The sequence below is a fragment of the Cupriavidus necator N-1 genome (assembly GCF_000219215.1).
Lineage (GTDB): Bacteria > Pseudomonadota > Gammaproteobacteria > Burkholderiales > Burkholderiaceae > Cupriavidus > Cupriavidus necator.
Genome location: NC_015724.1, coordinates 365,884 through 383,385, shown reverse-complemented (window position 1 = coordinate 383,385; position 17,502 = coordinate 365,884). Strand labels below are relative to the sequence as shown.

Annotated in this window: 17 protein-coding genes; 7 read left to right on the top strand and 10 right to left on the bottom strand. The window is 62.3% G+C overall.

Translation table 11 applies throughout. From position 1 onward, the window contains the following. The first annotated feature begins 107 nt into the window (after positions 1 to 107). Positions 108 to 1,181 carry a DUF7146 domain-containing protein gene (locus tag CNE_RS38405; protein ID WP_013954448.1) on the top strand — a complete coding sequence of 358 codons (1,074 nt, stop codon included), beginning with the start codon at positions 108 to 110 and terminating at the stop codon, positions 1,179 to 1,181. A 111-nt stretch (positions 1,182 to 1,292) separates the two neighbouring features. Beyond that, positions 1,293 to 1,511, top strand: coding sequence for a hypothetical protein (locus CNE_RS38400; protein WP_013954447.1), 219 nt, complete (start codon positions 1,293 to 1,295; stop codon positions 1,509 to 1,511). 1,133 nt (positions 1,512 to 2,644) lie between these two features. On the opposite strand, the gene CNE_RS38390 is transcribed toward CNE_RS38400, so the two are convergent. Further along, positions 2,645 to 3,646: a PRTRC system protein D gene (locus CNE_RS38390; RefSeq protein WP_013954446.1), complete on the bottom strand. Its 1,002-nt coding sequence runs from the start codon at positions 3,644 to 3,646 to the stop codon at positions 2,645 to 2,647. A 1,099-nt stretch (positions 3,647 to 4,745) separates the two neighbouring features. Here CNE_RS38390 and CNE_RS38385 point away from each other — a divergent pair. Both CNE_RS38385 and CNE_RS38380 read left to right on the top strand, forming a co-directional pair. Next, positions 4,746 to 5,900, top strand: coding sequence for an integrase domain-containing protein (locus CNE_RS38385; protein WP_013954445.1), 1,155 nt, complete (start codon positions 4,746 to 4,748; stop codon positions 5,898 to 5,900). 19 nt (positions 5,901 to 5,919) lie between these two features. Beyond that, positions 5,920 to 6,555, top strand: a complete 636-nt coding sequence (locus tag CNE_RS38380; RefSeq protein WP_041229416.1) for a hypothetical protein — start codon at positions 5,920 to 5,922, stop codon at positions 6,553 to 6,555. A gap of 92 nt (positions 6,556 to 6,647) precedes the next feature. Here CNE_RS38380 and CNE_RS41655 read toward each other — a convergent pair whose 3' ends face one another. The 8 genes from CNE_RS41655 to CNE_RS38345 all read right to left on the bottom strand — a co-directional run bounded on the left by CNE_RS41655 (position 6,648) and on the right by CNE_RS38345 (position 11,498). Then, positions 6,648 to 6,803, bottom strand: coding sequence for a hypothetical protein (locus CNE_RS41655; RefSeq protein WP_013954444.1), 156 nt, complete (start codon positions 6,801 to 6,803; stop codon positions 6,648 to 6,650). A gap of 12 nt (positions 6,804 to 6,815) precedes the next feature. Then, positions 6,816 to 7,754 (bottom strand): DNA/RNA non-specific endonuclease, encoded by a 939-nt coding sequence (locus CNE_RS38375; RefSeq protein WP_013954443.1) that lies wholly within the window; start codon positions 7,752 to 7,754, stop codon positions 6,816 to 6,818. Positions 7,755 to 7,805: 51 nt separating this feature from the next. Then, on the bottom strand, positions 7,806 to 8,414 hold the full coding sequence (locus tag CNE_RS38370; RefSeq protein ID WP_049800779.1) for a hypothetical protein: 609 nt from the start codon (positions 8,412 to 8,414) through the stop codon (positions 7,806 to 7,808). A gap of 191 nt (positions 8,415 to 8,605) precedes the next feature. Then, complete coding sequence (locus CNE_RS40610) at positions 8,606 to 8,887, bottom strand: hypothetical protein (RefSeq protein ID WP_080569704.1); 282 nt, start codon at positions 8,885 to 8,887, stop codon at positions 8,606 to 8,608. 24 nt (positions 8,888 to 8,911) lie between these two features. Then, positions 8,912 to 9,280, bottom strand: coding sequence for a DNA translocase FtsK (locus CNE_RS38360; protein WP_049800778.1), 369 nt, complete (start codon positions 9,278 to 9,280; stop codon positions 8,912 to 8,914). A gap of 14 nt (positions 9,281 to 9,294) precedes the next feature. Next, positions 9,295 to 9,564, bottom strand: coding sequence for a hypothetical protein (locus CNE_RS38355; RefSeq protein WP_238553251.1), 270 nt, complete (start codon positions 9,562 to 9,564; stop codon positions 9,295 to 9,297). Positions 9,565 to 10,049: 485 nt separating this feature from the next. Then, positions 10,050 to 10,922 (bottom strand): DUF1173 family protein, encoded by an 873-nt coding sequence (locus tag CNE_RS38350; RefSeq protein WP_049800777.1) that lies wholly within the window; start codon positions 10,920 to 10,922, stop codon positions 10,050 to 10,052. Positions 10,923 to 11,012: 90 nt separating this feature from the next. After that, entirely contained in the window at positions 11,013 to 11,498 is a 486-nt protein-coding gene (locus CNE_RS38345) for a hypothetical protein (RefSeq protein ID WP_013954440.1), read from the bottom strand. Between the two features lie 184 nt (positions 11,499 to 11,682). Between CNE_RS38345 and CNE_RS38340 the strand changes: the two genes are divergently transcribed. Further along, a complete protein-coding gene (locus CNE_RS38340) occupies positions 11,683 to 12,162 on the top strand; it encodes a hypothetical protein (RefSeq protein WP_013954439.1) in 480 nt (159 codons plus the stop codon). Positions 12,163 to 12,223: 61 nt separating this feature from the next. Here CNE_RS38340 and CNE_RS38335 read toward each other — a convergent pair whose 3' ends face one another. Further along, entirely contained in the window at positions 12,224 to 13,558 is a 1,335-nt protein-coding gene (locus CNE_RS38335) for an RNA-guided endonuclease InsQ/TnpB family protein (protein WP_041229414.1), read from the bottom strand. Positions 13,559 to 14,507: 949 nt separating this feature from the next. On the opposite strand from CNE_RS38335, the gene CNE_RS38330 reads away from it, so the two are divergent. Both CNE_RS38330 and CNE_RS38325 read left to right on the top strand, forming a co-directional pair. Beyond that, positions 14,508 to 16,931, top strand: coding sequence for an SNF2-related protein (locus CNE_RS38330; protein ID WP_238553250.1), 2,424 nt, complete (start codon positions 14,508 to 14,510; stop codon positions 16,929 to 16,931). Beyond that, the gene (locus CNE_RS38325; RefSeq protein WP_013954436.1) at positions 16,928 to 17,173 is read left to right on the top strand and encodes a hypothetical protein; all 246 of its coding nucleotides are present in this window, start codon (positions 16,928 to 16,930) and stop codon (positions 17,171 to 17,173) included. The genes CNE_RS38330 and CNE_RS38325 overlap by 4 nt, the downstream gene beginning before the upstream one ends. Positions 17,174 to 17,502 lie beyond the last annotated feature (329 nt).

Genomic DNA, 17,502 nt, shown 5'->3' with positions numbered 1-17,502 from the left:
GCGCCATGCTGAAACGACCCTCTGGCTCGGCCGGGGTGTCCTTTGAGCAAGCGAGTTTCCCCGCCTGTCTCAGGCATCGACCAACCTCTCCAACTCGGAGCCATCCCATGACTAGACTGAGTGTAATCGTGAAGCATTGGACGCCCGCTCAATGGGACGCCCTGATCATGCAGTACCTGCCGGCGAATGTCCTCACGGACAAGTTCTGGCGCGGCAGACCTGGTCCGTGCCCCATCTGCGGTGGGCAAGACCGATTTACCTACGACAACAAGCGCGGACGCGGCGACTGGGTCTGCCGTCATTGCAAAGACGGCGAGCCCATGGCCGGCGACGGCCTGGAGCTCATTCGCCGCTTGCGGGGCATGTCGTTCGCCGAACTGGCTAATGAGCTGGAAGGCAATCGGCCGCCGTGCCCGTTGCCGCAAGTAGCGCGGCCGGCTACACCGAAGGCCCCCATGTCGGACGAGGCGAAGGCAAAGCGAATCCAGCGAGTCTGGGCCAACGCCGCGCCGTTGGTGCCGGGCGATGCCGCGATGCGGTATCTCGCCGCTCGTGTGCCGGGACTGGTCGCTCCCCGCCCGAGTGCGTTGCGGCTCGCGACAATGGATTACTACCATGATGGCGAGCTGATGGGACGCTATCCCACAATCGTTGCGCAGTTCACGCTGCCCGATGGCCGCACGGCGACCGTGCATCGCACGGCGCTGGACCCGGCCAAACCGGCCAAGGCGTATATCGTAACCGCGGACGGAGAAATCCTGCCGGCCAAGCGCAATGACGTCTCCGCACTCCCCACCGCAGGCGGGGCAGTACGGCTCATGTCGCCGCGCGATGGGGTTCTGGGTGTGGCTGAGGGTCTGGAAACTGCCTACGCCGCGCACATGCTGTTCGGCGTTCCGACCTGGTATTGCCTGAATCGGGTACTGCTCAACCGCTTCGTGGTGCCGCAAGGCATGGGAATCCATACGCTGCACATCTTTGCTGACTTCGACGAGATTGATCCGAAGACAGGAAAGTCGCCTGGCATGGCGGATGCGTTGGCTCTGGCCAAGCGCGTGCGCAACGAAGGGCTGACCGTTCACCTACATCGTCCGATGGTGCGTGGCACGGACTTCTGCGACCAGTGGCTGACCGCCAACCGATTGCAGGGCATTGCTGGGCAGCGCGCTGCCTGCGCTTGACCCAGTCGCTGTGAATGCTGCCCGTCGGGGCGGTACCTCTTTCTCATTCTGCCCCGCGGGTTCTGCCCGCAGGGGAGAACCCTTGCGGCAGCTCACTCTTGGAGTTCTGCTATGTCGTTCAAAGGGTTCAGTGTCATTGTCGGTCGTCTTCAAATCCGCGCCATGCGACAAATGGCATCCGGCACGGTTCCGGCCTGTCAATCGGATGCCGAGACCTACCATGTCTACCGTCGCAATGCCGATGGCTCCACCCAGCTTCAGCACATGGAAGCGGATTTCGATGCCGCCTTTACGTACTGCGCCGGAAAGCAACGACCGACGTTGCACTGAGCGCACCTGTCCCATCAAGAAAGCCCGGCGATCTGCCGGGTTTTTTTTTGCCGATCACTTTCTTCGGAGAGCATTGACCAGTCTCAGCGCTGCTTCCCACAGGCAGAAGCCAATGCCGAATGCCAGCAAAAACTTGAAGAAGCGAATGATTTCGTATTCCGTCATCTCGTTTGACCCCTCGGGATTCGTTGCAGTGAATTCTACTTTAACCGTGGTGTCGGGAAATCAAGGGCGCGGTGATGCCTAACCAGTTGCCCGGCAGTATGTTTCCCCCCAGCCGACCTGAGCATGAGCAACGAGCGCTGCGGTAGCATTAGCCAGTCCTTCCAGATTGGCTCCCACCATGAGCGGAAGCTTCCCCGATTGTCGGGGAGCTTCCATCAGGCGAGTTGTGCTTACTTGGCTGCCCGCCCTGAAGTAGGCCGGCCCTTCGGCGTTGGCGCAGCAGCTTTGCGCTTGGAAGCGAGGCTGGGGGACATTTTCTTCGAAGTGGCCTTTGGCGCCGTCGTCGTCCGGGTAGTCGTTGGGGCCGCCGCTGGCAGGGAAGAAGCAGGACCAAGCGGATTGATGCCGGCCTCGAGCGCTCGCTCGGTCAGAAGCTTCACCACGAGAGCGCGGTCGCGGGCACCGGGGGCGCATCCAAGTACGCGAGCAGACGCGGCGCCGTGCACCTGGTTGAAATCTTTCGAGCTTCTCCATATTGGCTTCTAGTCCTCGAGTTCAAACAAATCTTTCCATCGCATCGTTCAGCGCGCCGACGTCCAGTACTGCGAACTGATCCGAAGTATCCATGGTTAAGGGACTCGCCTCCGGTGATGCAATGGACGTGTCTGCTAAAGCTGGCACGAGCGGGGCAATCGCGCCTTGCTCGTCTCCCGTGGCGCGAACGTTGCCAACGGTCGCAAGTGGGGTAGTCGCCGGGGGGGAAATTGAGGATAGCAGACCCGCGGGTGCGGGTAGCAATCCGTCGGTACCCGCATTGCCAAGGGATCTCAAACCGCGCTGTGCCAGGAGTCTGAATACGAAAGCGCGCTCGCGAGCGCCAGGTATCTGTCCCAGGTACGCCAGCAGATCGGGCGCGGCTTCGCGGGACAGCGTGAGCGTTATCTGAAGCTTGTCCATACTCAGCAGTATCACGAGGATTTCGACATCTGGCGTGCAGACCCAATCGTGTAGAAGCCACGGACATTGGCGAAGCATGGCGCGTCCATCACCTGGACCGTATTGCGCGGAAAGGCCGCTTTAATAGCCGGGGCATACAAGTTCGCTCCACCGCCGGTCAGGATGATTGCGCGGATGTCCTCAGTACGACCGACGCGCGCCTGGACTTCCTTCACGGATGCCCGAGACACGGCAATAGCCTCCTCAAGGAAGGGGCGCACATCCAGGTCCTTGTTAAAGAAGAGCATAGGTTTTACTTCGCGGATTGCCTTATCGATTCGCTCGATGCTGTCCACGGGTTCGCCCTCCGCTTTTGCGATGAGGCTTGCCACCTGTTGATAAATACTCGACGCACCACCCGGAACCCCGCCGCTTCGCGAATCGTCCATCGTGTATCCGCGTGCGACCACCCAATCGGTTGTGAAATAGCCGACGTCGATCACGAGATAGGAATTATCTGGGTCGTATTGCTTGCCGCTTTGCTGGATGAAAGTGATCAATGTTCCGAGGGGCTGAGGCAGTGGCAGCACGCTACGCACGTGAATAGGACCCCAACCAAACTCCAGCTCGCCGCTAAACCGATCTTTCAGGTAGCCGGCGTACTTCTGGGTGTTGTGCACGGGAAGGCCCAGCACCAAGCGATCAATCTCCGTCGCCTTGGAATAGTGGAGTGCTCCTGCCAGCAGGGCTGCGTAGTTCGCTGTCGTGACAAAGTCCTCGGACAATGACCGGCCGGTGTTCCCACGTGGTGCGCTGAGGGAGACCTCCGGTCCCACCTCGTAACGTGCACCGTCCACCAATACATTGACGACGTCGCGGGAACGGAGGATGGAGCCGCTGTGCGGCGTCAGGGATGTCGTCGAAGCGATAGGCGCCAACGATGGAAACATGTTGGTTGCAATGTCAGAGCCGAGCGGGAACGCCGATTTGGTGTTGCCGTAGCCGACATCAATTGCGACGGTCGAGAGTTTCATGATCAGTACTCCTTGATGACTTCGTGTAGGGGAGGTGCGCGGATGCCACGAGGAAGAAGTACTTCCAGATCGCGACCAACCAAGAAGGAGTTGGGCCGACCAAGTGGCACTTGGGCCGACCAAGTGGCACTTGGGCCGAGCATTGGGCGATCCAACTTGTCTGACTTGATAGGACTTGGTCCGTCTAGCGCTGGTCATGTCCCACTTCGTGGCACGTCGACGGATCAACTCTACAGATAGATTCTCCAAGTCAAGCAGCCGAAAGCTCTCGAATGTCATGCACGTTTCGCGTCTTCGTGGGGTTGCGCAGGGAGGTCGGCCTCGTTATCCTTAACGTACTTCTCGCGTCCCCGACGCATCGACCCTGCCGCCATGTTGGCGGCCATCCCAAAGCACCGACACCGCCTGAAATGGGTCCTCGGTCGCCACGCTGTCCACGCCGCACACTGTCGCGGTATTTTTTTCTTTCGCCACAAGTACATACTGGCCCACACTGAGGACACCGGACACGGCGATGCCGCTTGGTTTAGTGGGTTGTCTGGAAGAATTGGACGTGATGAGGACATGTGGAAACCGGGCACCCGGACACATTGCCGCCTCCGATACCTAACCACGCCTGACAGCGAGATGCGGGGTAGACGAACACTGCGGGCCCAATACACGGCGGTCCAGATGTCGACACCTGGGGGGCGGGGGATTGCATGGCGCAAGGCCATGAACTCTCTGGAACGATACGAGCACGGTGAGCGCGACCGTCACAAGAAACAGCGCAACAAGAGTTACACGGGTGGCGAAGGCGGGTGCGAATGCACTGGTCGGCGTTCATGTCGGGAGCGATCCTGGCAACCGGGTAGCCCGAACTCTGCCGGCCACATTGCGCGCAGCGCGACTGGTGGCGAGGGAGCGGGACGGTCATGACACGGACTTCCACGTGTGGGGCCGACCAGTAAGGGGATCGCTAAAGGATCGGAAGGCAGGACCGTGGCCGACGGCAAACGGCATCACAACACGTGCAAGAGAGGGGATACGCGCAGCGCGTCACGGGGGATGCGGGCGCAGGTTCGGCGCGCAACGCAACGCGAGAAAGAGGAACAACGGGATGCGGCAGGCAATAGCGCTTGACGTACGTGGCTTGCTGGCCAGGTATGACATGCCAACGAGGATGAAGGCTGAGATCGAGGTTGCGGTCGCAGGCAACGTGAAGAGGATCCTCAGCCAAACACGGATCAGCCACAAGAACGCGTCGATCAAGACGCAGGAGCGGCGGATGTACACGGTATGTCGCTCGTTCGTGGAATTGCGCGCATGCGGGTTCCACATTGAGAGCCCGTACTCGCTGCGGCACAAGCATGTGCAGGCGCTGGTGGACTATTGGGTGTCGCAGAAGCAGTCAGGCGGGACGATCGAGAACAAGCTGTCGCACCTGAAGGCCTTCTGTCAGTGGATCGGCAAGCACAACCTGATCCGAACAATTGGCGACTACGTTGATCGCAAGGAACACGGCCTGGTGCGCAGCTACGTGACGACGACTGACAAATCCTGGTCGGGAAACGGCATCGATGCCACGGCCAAGATTGCCGAGATCGGCGCCGAGCACCCTCGCGTCGCAATACAGCTGAAGCTGCAGGCGGCATTCGGCCTGCGCATCGAGGAAAGCTTCTCGCTGAAGGTCAGTACGGCGTTGCGCAACCTGGACACGATGCGTGTCGTCGACGGTACGAAGGGCGGGCGCGCGCGCGAGGTACCGGTGCAGCTGCGGCTCGCGGTACTGGGGGAGGCGGCGGCGCTTGTGGATCCCTCGAGCGGTTCGACAACACCTGCCTCCTACTCCATCAATGAGTGGCGGTCGCACTACAACGGCGTTCTGCGCAAGTACGGAATCTACAAGAAGGGGCTGGGCGTGACCAGCCACGGGCTGCGGCATCAGTGGCTTCAGGAGTACTACAAGACGTTGACCGGTGTGGACGCGCCGGTCAAGGGCGGGAAGGCGCTAGACCTGGAAGCGCACCGGCAGGCGATCCAGGCGGTCGTCGAAGCTGCGGGGCATAGCAAGGCGTCGAAGACCGGCGCTTACCTCTCGACTTTCTCTGCCATGGCGCGAAAGGATAAGCCACAGGTCAATCCGGATCAGGCTAAGGAGGCACTGGTCGCCGCCGGAGGCAACAAGGCTAAGGCCGCGCAGGCCTTGGGCATCTCGCGGCAGGCGCTGTACCGACTGTTGGACCGGCATCAGGCCGGGGGAAAATCGGTGTAACTATGATTGGATGGCAAGCATGCTTATCGACAGAATCTATTCGGACAAAGAGATTAGGGTGATAGTCGAACGTGGTCTCGATGCGGCAGCTGTCGCTGAATGGCCATGGGTAGCACTTCCGGATTACGTTATCGCCGTGGCGCGTGTGAATTGTATGGAGGACAAGCACGATCCATACGTTCAGGAAGACCTGGAGGAGGCGACTCGCTTGCGGCGTGGCCTGCGTACGCACTGGGGACTTTTGGTGGTGGACCAGAAAGAGGATGAAGAAGGGCTGATTACCGCGGTAATCGGGTATCTGGCAGCCGATCCGTATGTGGAGCTTTCGCGGTTGAGGCGCAATGGAGACACGGCCGGCATATTCCTGAGCGACCTTGTGAGCTTTGAGTTCACCAAGGCTGTTGGAGGAGTACTTGATGGCGGAGGGTGGGATTGGGCTGATAACGATGGTACAGGCCAGTTCCTCTCCGTGATGTGGTTTCAGGAAGTCGGGGAGGGGTGGGAAGGCGCGCCGAACGCGTATTCCATGGGCTCTGCAATACTGAGGGCGGACGTTACAGAAATCTCGCTTCGGTGCCAACAGCCCAGGTATCTTGCTGATTTGCGGGATGGAATCGGTGCCGGGCGGCACGTTACACGGGCAGTGCTGAACTGAACGTGATCAGGTCGCAATAGGTCTGGTCGGATCCAACAGGAGGCCGGTAGCCGAGGGGCGCGATCAACCGGTTAAACGCGCTCCTCGGGCATTCAGCGTAGGAAGTTCGGCAGCCACGGATCGTTATCAAAGTGCCCGGTTGCGCCCCACCAGCACAGGAACAGCACAAAGGCGACGACGCCCGCGGTTTGGAGGCGCGCTTCCTTGTCGGTGCGCAGGACGTGGATAATTTGCTTGATGCGATCCATGCTGTTTCCTGGTCAGTTGTGGTTAAGGACGGCGCGGACGAAAGGCAGGACGCTGGAATGCCGCGGCTCCTGCGCAACGGACTGGTCCGGCCTCTCAACGGCAGTGGACGTGAGCGTGGCGAGGCTGACCTTGCGGCCCGTCTTCTCGCCCGGGTGCGGCGTCGGTGCCAACAGCGCCATCGGTGAATCCCGGTAGGACTTATCCAGGCGCGGGAACGGGTCGACGCCTGCGAAGCTGGCCAGCTCGGCGATGCTCAAGACCGAATACTGGGGCGTCGCGTCGTTGCGAGCCACGTAGGCGGCGGCCCCGACGCCGGGCACAAAAACCGCCTTCCACATATAGGTAGAGATAGAAATGCGGCCGTTGAGGCGGGCAGCCTGGGCGGGATCGAAGGCCGGGCCGGTGACCACGAAGGCTTGGCCGTATTCGCGCACCATGCGGCGAGTCGAGGTTTCGATGTGGCTCCACAGTCGACGGTTGCTGGCGGCAGCCTGCGGCACGATATTCGCGAGGCTAAAGCTCTCGGCTTGGGAAGCCAGGTCGGGGAAGTCTCCTGATGGCGAGAGGTGGCCGCGATCGAGGCCGGTACCACGTCCGTAGTCGGAGAGGCGGGCACGGTCGGCCGCGGGGATCTCGGCTTCCTCGTAGAAGTCGCTGCCACGCGGGACGGAACGGGCAGCCAACACCGCCGGGGCGGTGAGATTTTCGGCCGACCACAGCGCGGTTCGGGTAGTGGCCGACGTTTGCACGGCATATCCGCGGAAGCACAGGAACTGGGTGCGGCTGGCTGAGGCACTGCTGGCGACGCGTGGCTTGCCGTTGGTGCCGAAAATGTGCGGACAATCGGTCGCCGGGCCTTTGGCGTAGGCGGCAGTGCTGACCGCGGTGCTGATCGTGCTGCCGACAAAGGTTGCGGCGATGGCTGCGGCAAGGAACAGGGGCTTCTGCATGGTTGCTTTTCTGAGAGGCGATGCACCTATCTTGCCAAGGCTCACCCAAAGTCAAGGCTTCGGCTGCATCCCCTGCGGCGACGCAACGCCCTCGCCGGCGTCCGGCGTGGTATCCAGTACGCGCGCCAAAAACTCCTCCAGGATGATCGTGCCGCCGAACAGCTCCTCGGAGACCGTTGCGGGCAGTGCGTCGATCGGTTCGATGCGAACCCAGGGTCGGCCGTCGATGTGGATCAGCTTGGCGCGGCGCATGAGTTTGCGGTAGCGGCTGGCATCCTTGAGCAAGGCCTCCGCCGGTACAAGCTCCTGCAGGAAGGGTTCGGGCTGCAATAGCTTTTCGGCCATGGCGGCGAAAAGCGGCCCACGCGTCTCCCAGTCATCCTCGTTGCGGGCGATGAGTGCGAGGACGGTGCCAAGGTCGGAGCTGGACAACTCCTTACGCACGATGGCGGATAGCTCGTGCTGCTCGGGTGGCCGTGGGGTCAGGCGGGTATTCCAGATGCCGCGCAGGACGGTGTGAGCCTGGTCGTGGCCAGCCTCAAGGGATTCGGGCGGGGTGGTAATGCCACAGCCGGTACAGGTGATGACGGCCTCGAAACGGTTGGCGATGAAGCGGGGCTGGCTGCCGCAGTGGGCGCAGATGAGAAGGTCGTCGGCCATGGATGGGCGGGTTGGCGGGAATCTGGCGCGCATTATGCCAAGATCCGCGGCCTGGCCCGCCGCCGCAAGGGCGACTCGCTCAGCTGGCGTTGCAAGGAAGCTGCAAATACTGCTCGGTCTTGGCGAGCAAATCGGCGATGGCTCGGTGCATGTCAGAAGTGGCTGTCGGCAGGCATTGGCTCATCCTTAAATCATTCCGGGTAGAGTCCATCGATGTCGCCAGCGGCTCGCTCCAGCGCAGCGACATGGTCTTGCAGGTGCGCTGTGGCGTCGCCGACCAGCCGCTGCAACGGCTCGATCGCCTCGTGCATCGCGTCGGCTGCATTGCGGACGAGGTGGCCGACCTCCCAGAACTCGGAAAGCCATGAGCCATTAGGAGGCCGGGGCCCGCCCTGGCGGCCAATTGCAATGGCGCCGCGGATCGCCAGCATTGTTTCGGGTTGGGGGTAGTCATCGTCGGGAAGGGGATTCATGGTCAGATTGGTTCAGGGGGCGTGCTATTGGCAGCCGCCGGCCTGCAAGTAGTTCTGCAGGGCGTGCTTTTCGCCAAGCGAGCGGATGGTGTCGGGGTCGAGTGGGCCTTTGGCGCTCCGGGCCAGGACCTCGGCGACGAAGCCGTGCAGGGACTTCAACTCGTTGGCCAGCGGTTCGGGTGTGTAGATATAGAGGCCGGACAGCATCGGCCGCACGAACGTGGTTTCACGGGCCATGCGGGCCAGCAGCCGCCGCGCGGCGTCAGAGCCGATGCGTAGGTGACGCTGGACCAGCGGGACAGAGGCCGCGCGATGGGCGTGTACCAGGCTGATAGCCTTGGCATAGGCGGCATCGAACGCCTCGGGCGTCGTCAGCTGGTGGTCGCGTGGCATGGCTTGGCCTTCTATCACTTGGCCTCCTGCGGTGCATCGCTGACTGGCGGCGTGATCGCAGCTGTACGTTGCTCCAGGGCATGGGCAAGGTGTCGGGCGTAGGTGGACACCGCGCGCCAGTAGGCTGCCATCGGACCCTTGCGCCGGTGCCATGCCTGCTCCGCTTCCGTGTTCGCCTGGTCGCGCAGGTCGCGCAGGTCGCGCAGGTCGCGCAGCACGAGGGCAACCGCACGGCGCTGGGGCTCGGATAGTCCCTTGAGTCGCTGGGCCGCTGGGAGGCGCAAAAGTGGATTGATGTATCCCATCATTCGCATCCCGTTTTGGCAGCAGGTGCCGCGAAGCTCGTCTCGGCTTTGGCGAAGGAGCGGGCGGCAGAGGGCGTGGCGAGTCGAGACATATTTCTTGGAGCAGAGTGCTGTTAGGTGCGGCTCCGAGGTGCGATACCTTCCTGAAGCAACTGAACCAGCGTAGCGTCCCAACACGGAAGTCAAGTCGCGCCGCGGTCGCGGCCTACCGCGGGCCTCGAAGCGCGGGCGGCAACGTGAAGTCGTCGAGCGGCTGCGCGCTAGGAACCCATTCAACGAGAGGGATGCCAGCCTGCCGGTAGTAGGCGCGCTTCTCAGCCATGCGCCGGTCGAACTTCGGGTTGCCGTTCAGACCAAGTACCTCGATCACGGTCGACGGCGCGGTGTCCGTGAGCCGGAAATCGGGAGCACAGGCGCGCTATCGACGTGACGCAGCGGCTTCTCGAAGGCACGTTCTCCGGCGATCAGGCGGTCAGCCATCGCCACCTCGTAGGAGGAATCGCAGGGGAGGAACTGCAGTCCTCCCGTCCAATGCCGGCAATCGCCATCTGGTACCTGCGCTGGAACTGCTCGTACAGGTCTTTGGATAGGAAGTACCAGTGACGGGCCTGCCGCAGCTTGAGGCGTCCGCCATGGGGGCTCGGCTGTAGCGAATCGATCTCCCCGATGATGAGACCGCGCTGGTAGCCGTCCTTGCTCGCACTTGCGCGGTCGTGGAACGCCTCGAGTTCGGCGGACTGTTCGGCCGTGCGGGCCTCATCCCACCTTTCCATCACATGAAGGACCTCGCTGCCGGGGCGGCCATTGATCTTGCACTCGGCGAGCTCGGCCACTACCCGCGACCAGCACGCATTCCAGCCGCGCCGGCCATAGCCCGGCCACACGTGCAAGCCGGCCGACTGCCAGGCGTACTGCAGGAACGCCAACAGCGGGGCGGCGCGGCGCTGGCTGCGGGAGGCGGACTCGGGCCGCTCGCGCTTGCTCGTGGTCTGTCCGCCGGCGGCAACCTTCAGAGATACATCAAGCCGCACGTCGTGTGTGCCGTCGGCAGACCGGAACGCGTCGTGCTCGGTGGCGGCGCCGTTTAACCGGCTAAACCGTTCGAGGAAGGGGCACCCTTTGAGGTGTGGGCGCGGATCGTCGGGCCAACGGGCGAGGATGAAGATTTTGCCGTGGCGGCGGATCACCAGCTTCGGGCGCGGCGAGACCATGTTGCAGCCGCATTCGGCGTAGCCTTGGTGAGTCTTGGCGCGGTCCAGCTCGCGGGCGTAGTCCGCGGGTGAATCCAGCACACGATCCAGGTCGTGCTCCTCGCTGCCAATACGAACTTTGAACATCCGGTTTCCTCTCCAATCTGGGTAGTCAGACACGACAGAAGTCATACACAGGAAGGTGTTCTGGCCAGCGCAGGCGGTATGCCTTGACCTTTACCGGGGCGCCAGCGGTAACTGCGGCCAGCGCCTCATATCAGATAGCCAACTGTTCCTGCACTGGCTGCGCGGTGTGCGCGCTGCGCGTGCTGCCGCATCGCGGTCACGGCAGTCTGCAAGGCGGCGTGCCTGATTGCCGCTCTCCACGTCGACCATCCAAGCGAAGTAGGTCGAGGTGGTCGGGCCGACCCAAGCAGACCATTTGGCGCGGATGACTGCGCGCACGGCCTCCGACTGGGCAAAATAGATCCTGCGTGCGTCGCGCCAACTGCGGGCATAGTAGTCGCGCATCCCTTGCTCGAAGGAATCAGCGCGCACCGTGCGCCGTGCAATCTCTTCGTCCACCGAATGCTGCTCGGCGGCCACGTGGTCGGCCAACAACGGATAGCGCTCGCGTTCACGTGCCTGCTTGCGTGCGAAAGCGGCCTGGCGGCGGGCGTTGAAGTCGATCGGGTTGTGGCGTTCGTAGCGGGTGAAACGCATGCTCTGGCTCTATGGGATGCTGAATGAATCCAGCTTACGCGGCCCAGCGCAAAGTCAAGGCAGCAGGCGGACCCATTGCGGCAGTCACCATTTTCGGGGCGAATCGAGCCAACCGACTTGGCGAATGACGTATGATTTCGGCTCTCTTTCGCCGGATGACCGGCAAATCCGTCTCTGAAACGCCATGAAGGAAATCGACCTCGGCAGCCGGCCCCGCGACGAGCGGGCATTCGCCGCTCCCGGTGAGCAGTACTACCGGGAGTTGGCCACCATCGCGGCGCTGGCCTATCGACGGATGTTGGACCGGGTGTTCTGGCACCCGCCGGCAGACGTCCTGCGATTCGAGGTCCGCGCAATCCCGGCCAGTAATGGCACCGAATACACGGTCACCGCGATCCTGGATGGCATTGGGGAGGTCTGGTTCGACTACGATTCCCTCCCCGCGCGTTGGGATTCCATCGCGGTGTTCGAGGTGTCCTGGTCGCTCTCGCAGCTGCATGCCGCAGAGCATGGGATGGAATGCGTGAGTTTTGAGAAGCCCGGCGGCAGGCCAGGCAATGAACTCATGCCGGATTACTCATCCACGCAAGATCCGGCCGAAGCGGCGCGTGATCGCTGGAAAGTACTCAATCGGCTGCGCAAAGCAACCGAAAGGCTGGGGTAGGGCGGGCGCAGTCTTTATCTGCCTCGGCCTTTGCGGTATTTTTAGGCTACTTCCGCGTCTGCTATGAGAAACGTGCGCAACTGTGCGCGCCATTTCCTTCCCGCCCCGAGGCTCCTTGCTGGCCGACCTCGTCCCTGACGGACGTAACTTTCCCGCCTGCGATCGGCGACATGCCTCTCGCAGTGCGATTCGTTGCCGAATCACTCGCCACGGGTAGCGCAGTTTCGGTTGCGAGCCGTTCAAGGTTGATCGCTGCGTTGTGATCGCGGTCATGACTCATGCCGCAGGCCGGGCACACGACGCGACGCTCGCTAAGCGTAAGTTTGTCGAGCTTATGGCCACAGCAGGACATCAGCTTGCTCGACGGAAACCAGCGATCGGCAAACACAAGGTGCGTGCCGTATCGCTTCGCCTTGTATTCCATTTGCCGGCGAAACTCACCCAGCCCCATGTCCGAGAGTGAGCGGGCAAGACGATCATTCCTGAGCATACCGCGGACGTTGAGATCCTCCAGGCCAATCACTTGGTTTTCGCGGCATAGCCTGGTGGTTGCCTTGTGCAGGAAATCCTGCCTGATATTAGCGACGCGGGCGTGCAGGCGCGCCAGCCGTGCGGCACTGTCGATCTGGCCGGAAGACCGCGCCGGTCGTGGTTTAGTGTTCGGACGTCGCGGCCCAACGAAATCTCGGCTGAATGCCGCGCGCCCTGGCTTCGCCATCTCAACCTTCCGGGAAAGGCGTCGAGACCGAATCCGCAGGCGCCGTAGTGCTGCTTTCAACGGCTTGGGGCCCTCGAACGTTTCCCCCGTCGAAAGTGTGACGGCCGAATTGATCCCAAGGTCCACGCCAACCACGCCATTGCCAGTGCGCGGGACGAACGCCACGTCGTCCGCCACCTCTACCTGCACCGAGATGAACCAACGATCAGCTCGTCGGCTCACGGCGGCGCCAATTACTCGCCCGGGGAACCGCAGCGCCTCCCGCATGGCAACCCGTCCAATCAATGGCAGCACAACTGACTGTCCGTCAAACCTTACCTTATCATTGGCGACGTAGAATCCGTCCTTGCATTGACCTTTCTTCTTGAACCTGGGGGCGTGCGCTTTTATCCCCGACTTAATGTCAGAGAAGAATTTCGACCATGCCTTTGATAGATTGGCGAATGGTTGGGCGTGCGCGTCACGATGGATGTCGGCCATCCACGGATACTGCTGATACTTAATGGCGTTAAAGGACTTCTTCAGCGCCATTGCGCTCGGCTTACCGCCTCCTGCGCGTTGGCGGTTCCATTCTGCTAGCGCCCAGTTCCATACGAAACGCGCGCACCCAGCCGCCCTCACGAAGTAATCGACTTCGCGCTGGCTGGTGACAAGTTCAATCGTATCGGCTAGCAGCATTGGCAGCGGCCTTTGTGTTCCATTTCGCGGCTCATAATCATGCACCGGGCGTGGACGATTATGCACTACTATCGAGGCGGTGCAACTTGCGGTCGAGGCGGCTGGATTTGAAGGACCGTCATGGAGGGAGCTCCCATCCGAAGCGCTCCAAGTGGCTCTCATTAACCCGCCGTCTTCAAATCATCTCGAGTCGCCGCTCCTGAAGCCCCCCACAACTGCATCTTCTGGGTTACAGCTTAGCGTCAATGGAAATGAGGTCGCATATAGGGCAATCAAGATCGCCACATGCAGGGATCATCGCCTTGCAGCGCTCCCGTGCCGATTTTGAACTGATTGCCACCCTGGCGAGGACGGCGCGAAGTACGTCTCTCGGTATGTAATCCCGAGCCCCGGCGCCGAAGTAGAAGCGCTTTCCGTAGGGCTGCGCCTGCCAGAATTCGTCGCTATCGGCCCAGCGTTGTAGACAGTCGCGCAGTGCAAGAAGATTTGTTGTTATCGTTGTTTCGGCGTCGGAGGATGGGAGGGGAGTGTTCGCGTCGCTATGCATGGTGGCTTTGTAAGGAGTAGTGGCCCAGGCGGAGGCTGTCTGAGCTAGGTGAAGGCTAAGCGCCATTGCTCGGCGCCAGTTCCACCCTACGCTCAAATTTGTGAATTCAAGGCAGGTCAGGAAAATGCTGGGCCGAGCCGAAAACGACAGCATGCGCACTTTGCGGAGCGACGGTAGGCACGGCGCGGGAAGCTTCAGTAGGCACCGCGTGGCCCCGCACTGAATGACGGCCATCGCGGGCGGCAGTTCGAGGGGCCCGATACAGAACATCCCCGCAACACAACCGGCCGGGTCATCGGTCACGGCGCGTCCTTCAACGGTGCCGCAAGGCGTGTGGGCGCGTGTTCGACCTGCCAGCGAGCGCTTTCCGGCAGGAAGGGCGGAGGGCGCACCTCCATTGCAGTGTTCGCGCGCTTCCGCATGCGAGCCAGCGATTTCGTGCGGCAAACCGTATCGGATCTGACCCAAGCGCTGCCCACGCTGGAGCTGCAGACCGAGGATCGGCTCTATGGCGAGCCGTGGCTCGGCCACCAGTTGCTGGACGACCAAGGTCCGGCCATCACGCGCCCGGTGACCTCGCAGAAACGGGTACGCATCTCGCATGACGGCCGCCGCATCGTGCTTGGATTCGACTGCGGGTTCGTCGAGGCGATGGTGCTCAACCGCTTGCTGGAGCGCCGCATCGTGTCGCTGGAAGGCCAGCGCCTGCCGCGTGGCTTTCGTTACGCAGGCACTGGCCGGCTGGATCTGGAGGCCTATCTGGTCCAGCCCGATCCGATCGGGGCATTGGGCGAGCTCGTCGGTATGGTGAAGGCCGCCGGCGGTGAGCCGGAGTTTGCACAGGGCTTCCTCGAGCACTTCCGCCAACGACTACGTCGGAGCATGCGGCAGGCGTTGCCCTTGCGCCACGCGGTCTGGACGACGGGCGTTTGCGCCGCCGATACCATCGTCGGTACGGCGACGAAAACGCATCTGGTCGATTCGTCGGTATGGGGCGGCCCGGTCATCAAGGCTGGCCAGGCGGTACGCTTCGATCGGCAGTCCGATGGCCGCTACCAGTACCAGGTACGCGACAAGAGCTACGTCGTCTCGTTGGACGAGATCACTACCCGCTACAGCGTCGAGAAATCGGCGCAGGCATGGGAAATCGTGCACGAGGGCCTGGCCACGCGCTATCCCGGGCAGGCCAGCCGGCTGCGCAAGCGGCTGCTCGCGCTGGGGATCGATCGATGGCTGGACTGGGAATTCCAACAGGAGGACCTGGTCGAGTTGCTGCTCAAGCCCAACGGTGCGGTAGCGGCGTGGGAGCAGGGCTGCGGCAAGTCGCGTCTCGCGGCAGGCCTGATCCTGCTGTCCGGCGTCAAGCACGGCCTGATCGTTGTCGAGGCACGCCTGATCGCCGAGATGGGCGCCGAGCTGGAGCAGGTCATGCCAGCGTCGGACGTGCAAGTGATTCAGTCGCCTGAGGACCTGGTGCGGCTCGGTCGCATCAACCTGATCGCCTATGAGCGCTTGCGCATGCCCGTCGACCGGCAGGCTTCGCGCCGCATCACCTACGCGCACCGGCTGCGCCGTCGCATCGGACTGCTGGTGGCCGACGAGGGTGAGCGCCTGTCCAACCCGGCAAGCGACCAGAGCCGCGCGCTCTGGCAGCTATCGGCGAAGCGGCGCTATATCCTGACCGGCAGCCCGATTGCCAACTACCCACGCGACATCTTCGGACTGATCGCGTTTACGGGCGGTGATGGCACGGCGGCCCAGCCGTATGGCTACCGGCGCGGCTATTTGGAAGCGAACTGGCTTGCCTCGGTGCAGCATGCCGAACGCGGCATCGACCGCTTTCGCAGCGACTTCGTGGTCCTGGAGTGGGTGACCTGGGAATTTGCCGAAAGCCTGCAGGATGGGGCCAAGCGCGAAGTGCCCAAGATCGGCAACCTGCCTCGGTACCGGCAGATGCTGGCGCCGCACGTTAAGCGCCGGTTGGTGTGCGAGCCTGATGTGGCGCGCTATATCCGCATCGAGCAGCCCACGGTCGAGATTGTCGAGACGTCCTGGGACCCAGCGCATCTGTCGCTGTACCTCAGCACCGCCGACGAGTTTGCCCAGTGGTACCGGGAGATCCGCAAGGATGGCCGGCCGAACAACCTGATTGCCATTCTGGCCCGTATCCGTGCCGTCCACTTCGCCGCCAACTACCCGCAGCATGGGGTGGATGGTGTCGGCGGGCTGGCGCAACTCACCAGCAAGCAGCGTGCGGTGATCGAGCGGCTGGAGGCTATCGCCGGGGAAGGGAAGCAGGCCATCCTGTTCGCCGAGAACCCGGGTGTCGTCAACCTCATCGCCAGCCAGTTGAAGGCGAAGGGGGTGGAGACAGTGCCGTTCCACGGCGGGATTCCGATTGCGAAACGCGTGGCCGATAAGGACAAGCGGTTCGTGGGCGGTAATGCCACGGGGCTCCTCTGCACCAAGGCGTCAGGCCGGGCGGGCTACAACCTACCAAACGCTGACTATGTCCTCTTCTACGACCGCTCGTGGACGTGGCGGATCGAGTATCAGGCGATGCGGCGCGCGCTGCGGTGGAACCGGAAGGGGCAGTTGAAGGTGGTGTACTTCCACCTGCCGGGCAGTATTGACACCTACCAGGACCAGATGGTTGCGCACAAACGGGACGCCATGGAGGCGGGCCTGGACTGGGCGACACCGGAACTGGAAGACGAAGCGTTCCTGCACATGGACACGCTGTTGGATGAATTTGTGGACGATCTCGCCAAGCTGCATGGCCGCGAGGCCCGGGATCAACGTGAACTGCTCAAGGAGGCAGCATGAAAACTGAAGATTGCACGCTCGCCATTGGCGAGGGCGTGGCCACCGTGAAACGCCGCGGTACCCGCGGCACGACCGTGGCAAACATCCTCGGCACCGTCGAAGCGAACGGCATCGAGGTGATCTGCCTGGATCGGCTTGTCCACGGCATCTTTGAGGACAAGCTGGATGGCTGGTGCGCTGGTGGCGCGGTGACCACGCTGTTGTCGCGCCCAATCGGGCCGCGCCAGCCGACAAGCTGCTAGCCGCCCCCCTGATCGCCACGCGCGGTCGTGGGGGTACCATTGCCGACTGCGGGCCAGAAGCCTGTGTCCTTTCCTGTACTGTCCGCCCTCCGATGTTTGGAGGGCTTTTTTCTTTGGCCCTTTGCCAATCTGCGAGGTGTGAGGGGCCAATGCAGCCCGGGTTACGGTGTGCAGCGTAAGGGTATATCCGACGGCTGAGTTCGGGTGGCGATCACGTTGAGCCGCGACGAGTGTTCATTGAGTCTAATGCGTTCCCACCTTGTCAAACTCGGCTTGGATACTACAGTTCTGTACGGAACCGGAATTCGTGAGACTAGGTGCTTTTCCGT

Coding starts and splice junctions, on each gene's coding strand:
- CNE_RS38375 (WP_013954443.1), bottom strand. CDS start 7,754: ATGCAGAAGCCCCTGTTCCTTGCCGCAGCCATCGCCGCAACCTTTGTC.
- CNE_RS38405 (WP_013954448.1), top strand. CDS start 108: ATGACTAGACTGAGTGTAATCGTGAAGCATTGGACGCCCGCTCAATGG.
- CNE_RS38350 (WP_049800777.1), bottom strand. CDS start 10,922: ATGTTCAAAGTTCGTATTGGCAGCGAGGAGCACGACCTGGATCGTGTG.
- CNE_RS38325 (WP_013954436.1), top strand. CDS start 16,928: ATGAAAACTGAAGATTGCACGCTCGCCATTGGCGAGGGCGTGGCCACC.
- CNE_RS38345 (WP_013954440.1), bottom strand. CDS start 11,498: ATGCGTTTCACCCGCTACGAACGCCACAACCCGATCGACTTCAACGCC.
- CNE_RS38385 (WP_013954445.1), top strand. CDS start 4,746: ATGCGGCAGGCAATAGCGCTTGACGTACGTGGCTTGCTGGCCAGGTAT.
- CNE_RS38370 (WP_049800779.1), bottom strand. CDS start 8,414: ATGGCCGACGACCTTCTCATCTGCGCCCACTGCGGCAGCCAGCCCCGC.
- CNE_RS38380 (WP_041229416.1), top strand. CDS start 5,920: ATGCTTATCGACAGAATCTATTCGGACAAAGAGATTAGGGTGATAGTC.
- CNE_RS38340 (WP_013954439.1), top strand. CDS start 11,683: ATGAAGGAAATCGACCTCGGCAGCCGGCCCCGCGACGAGCGGGCATTC.
- CNE_RS41655 (WP_013954444.1), bottom strand. CDS start 6,803: ATGGATCGCATCAAGCAAATTATCCACGTCCTGCGCACCGACAAGGAA.
- CNE_RS40610 (WP_080569704.1), bottom strand. CDS start 8,887: ATGAATCCCCTTCCCGACGATGACTACCCCCAACCCGAAACAATGCTG.
- CNE_RS38335 (WP_041229414.1), bottom strand. CDS start 13,558: ATGCTGCTAGCCGATACGATTGAACTTGTCACCAGCCAGCGCGAAGTC.
- CNE_RS38360 (WP_049800778.1), bottom strand. CDS start 9,280: ATGCCACGCGACCACCAGCTGACGACGCCCGAGGCGTTCGATGCCGCC.
- CNE_RS38390 (WP_013954446.1), bottom strand. CDS start 3,646: ATGAAACTCTCGACCGTCGCAATTGATGTCGGCTACGGCAACACCAAA.
- CNE_RS38400 (WP_013954447.1), top strand. CDS start 1,293: ATGTCGTTCAAAGGGTTCAGTGTCATTGTCGGTCGTCTTCAAATCCGC.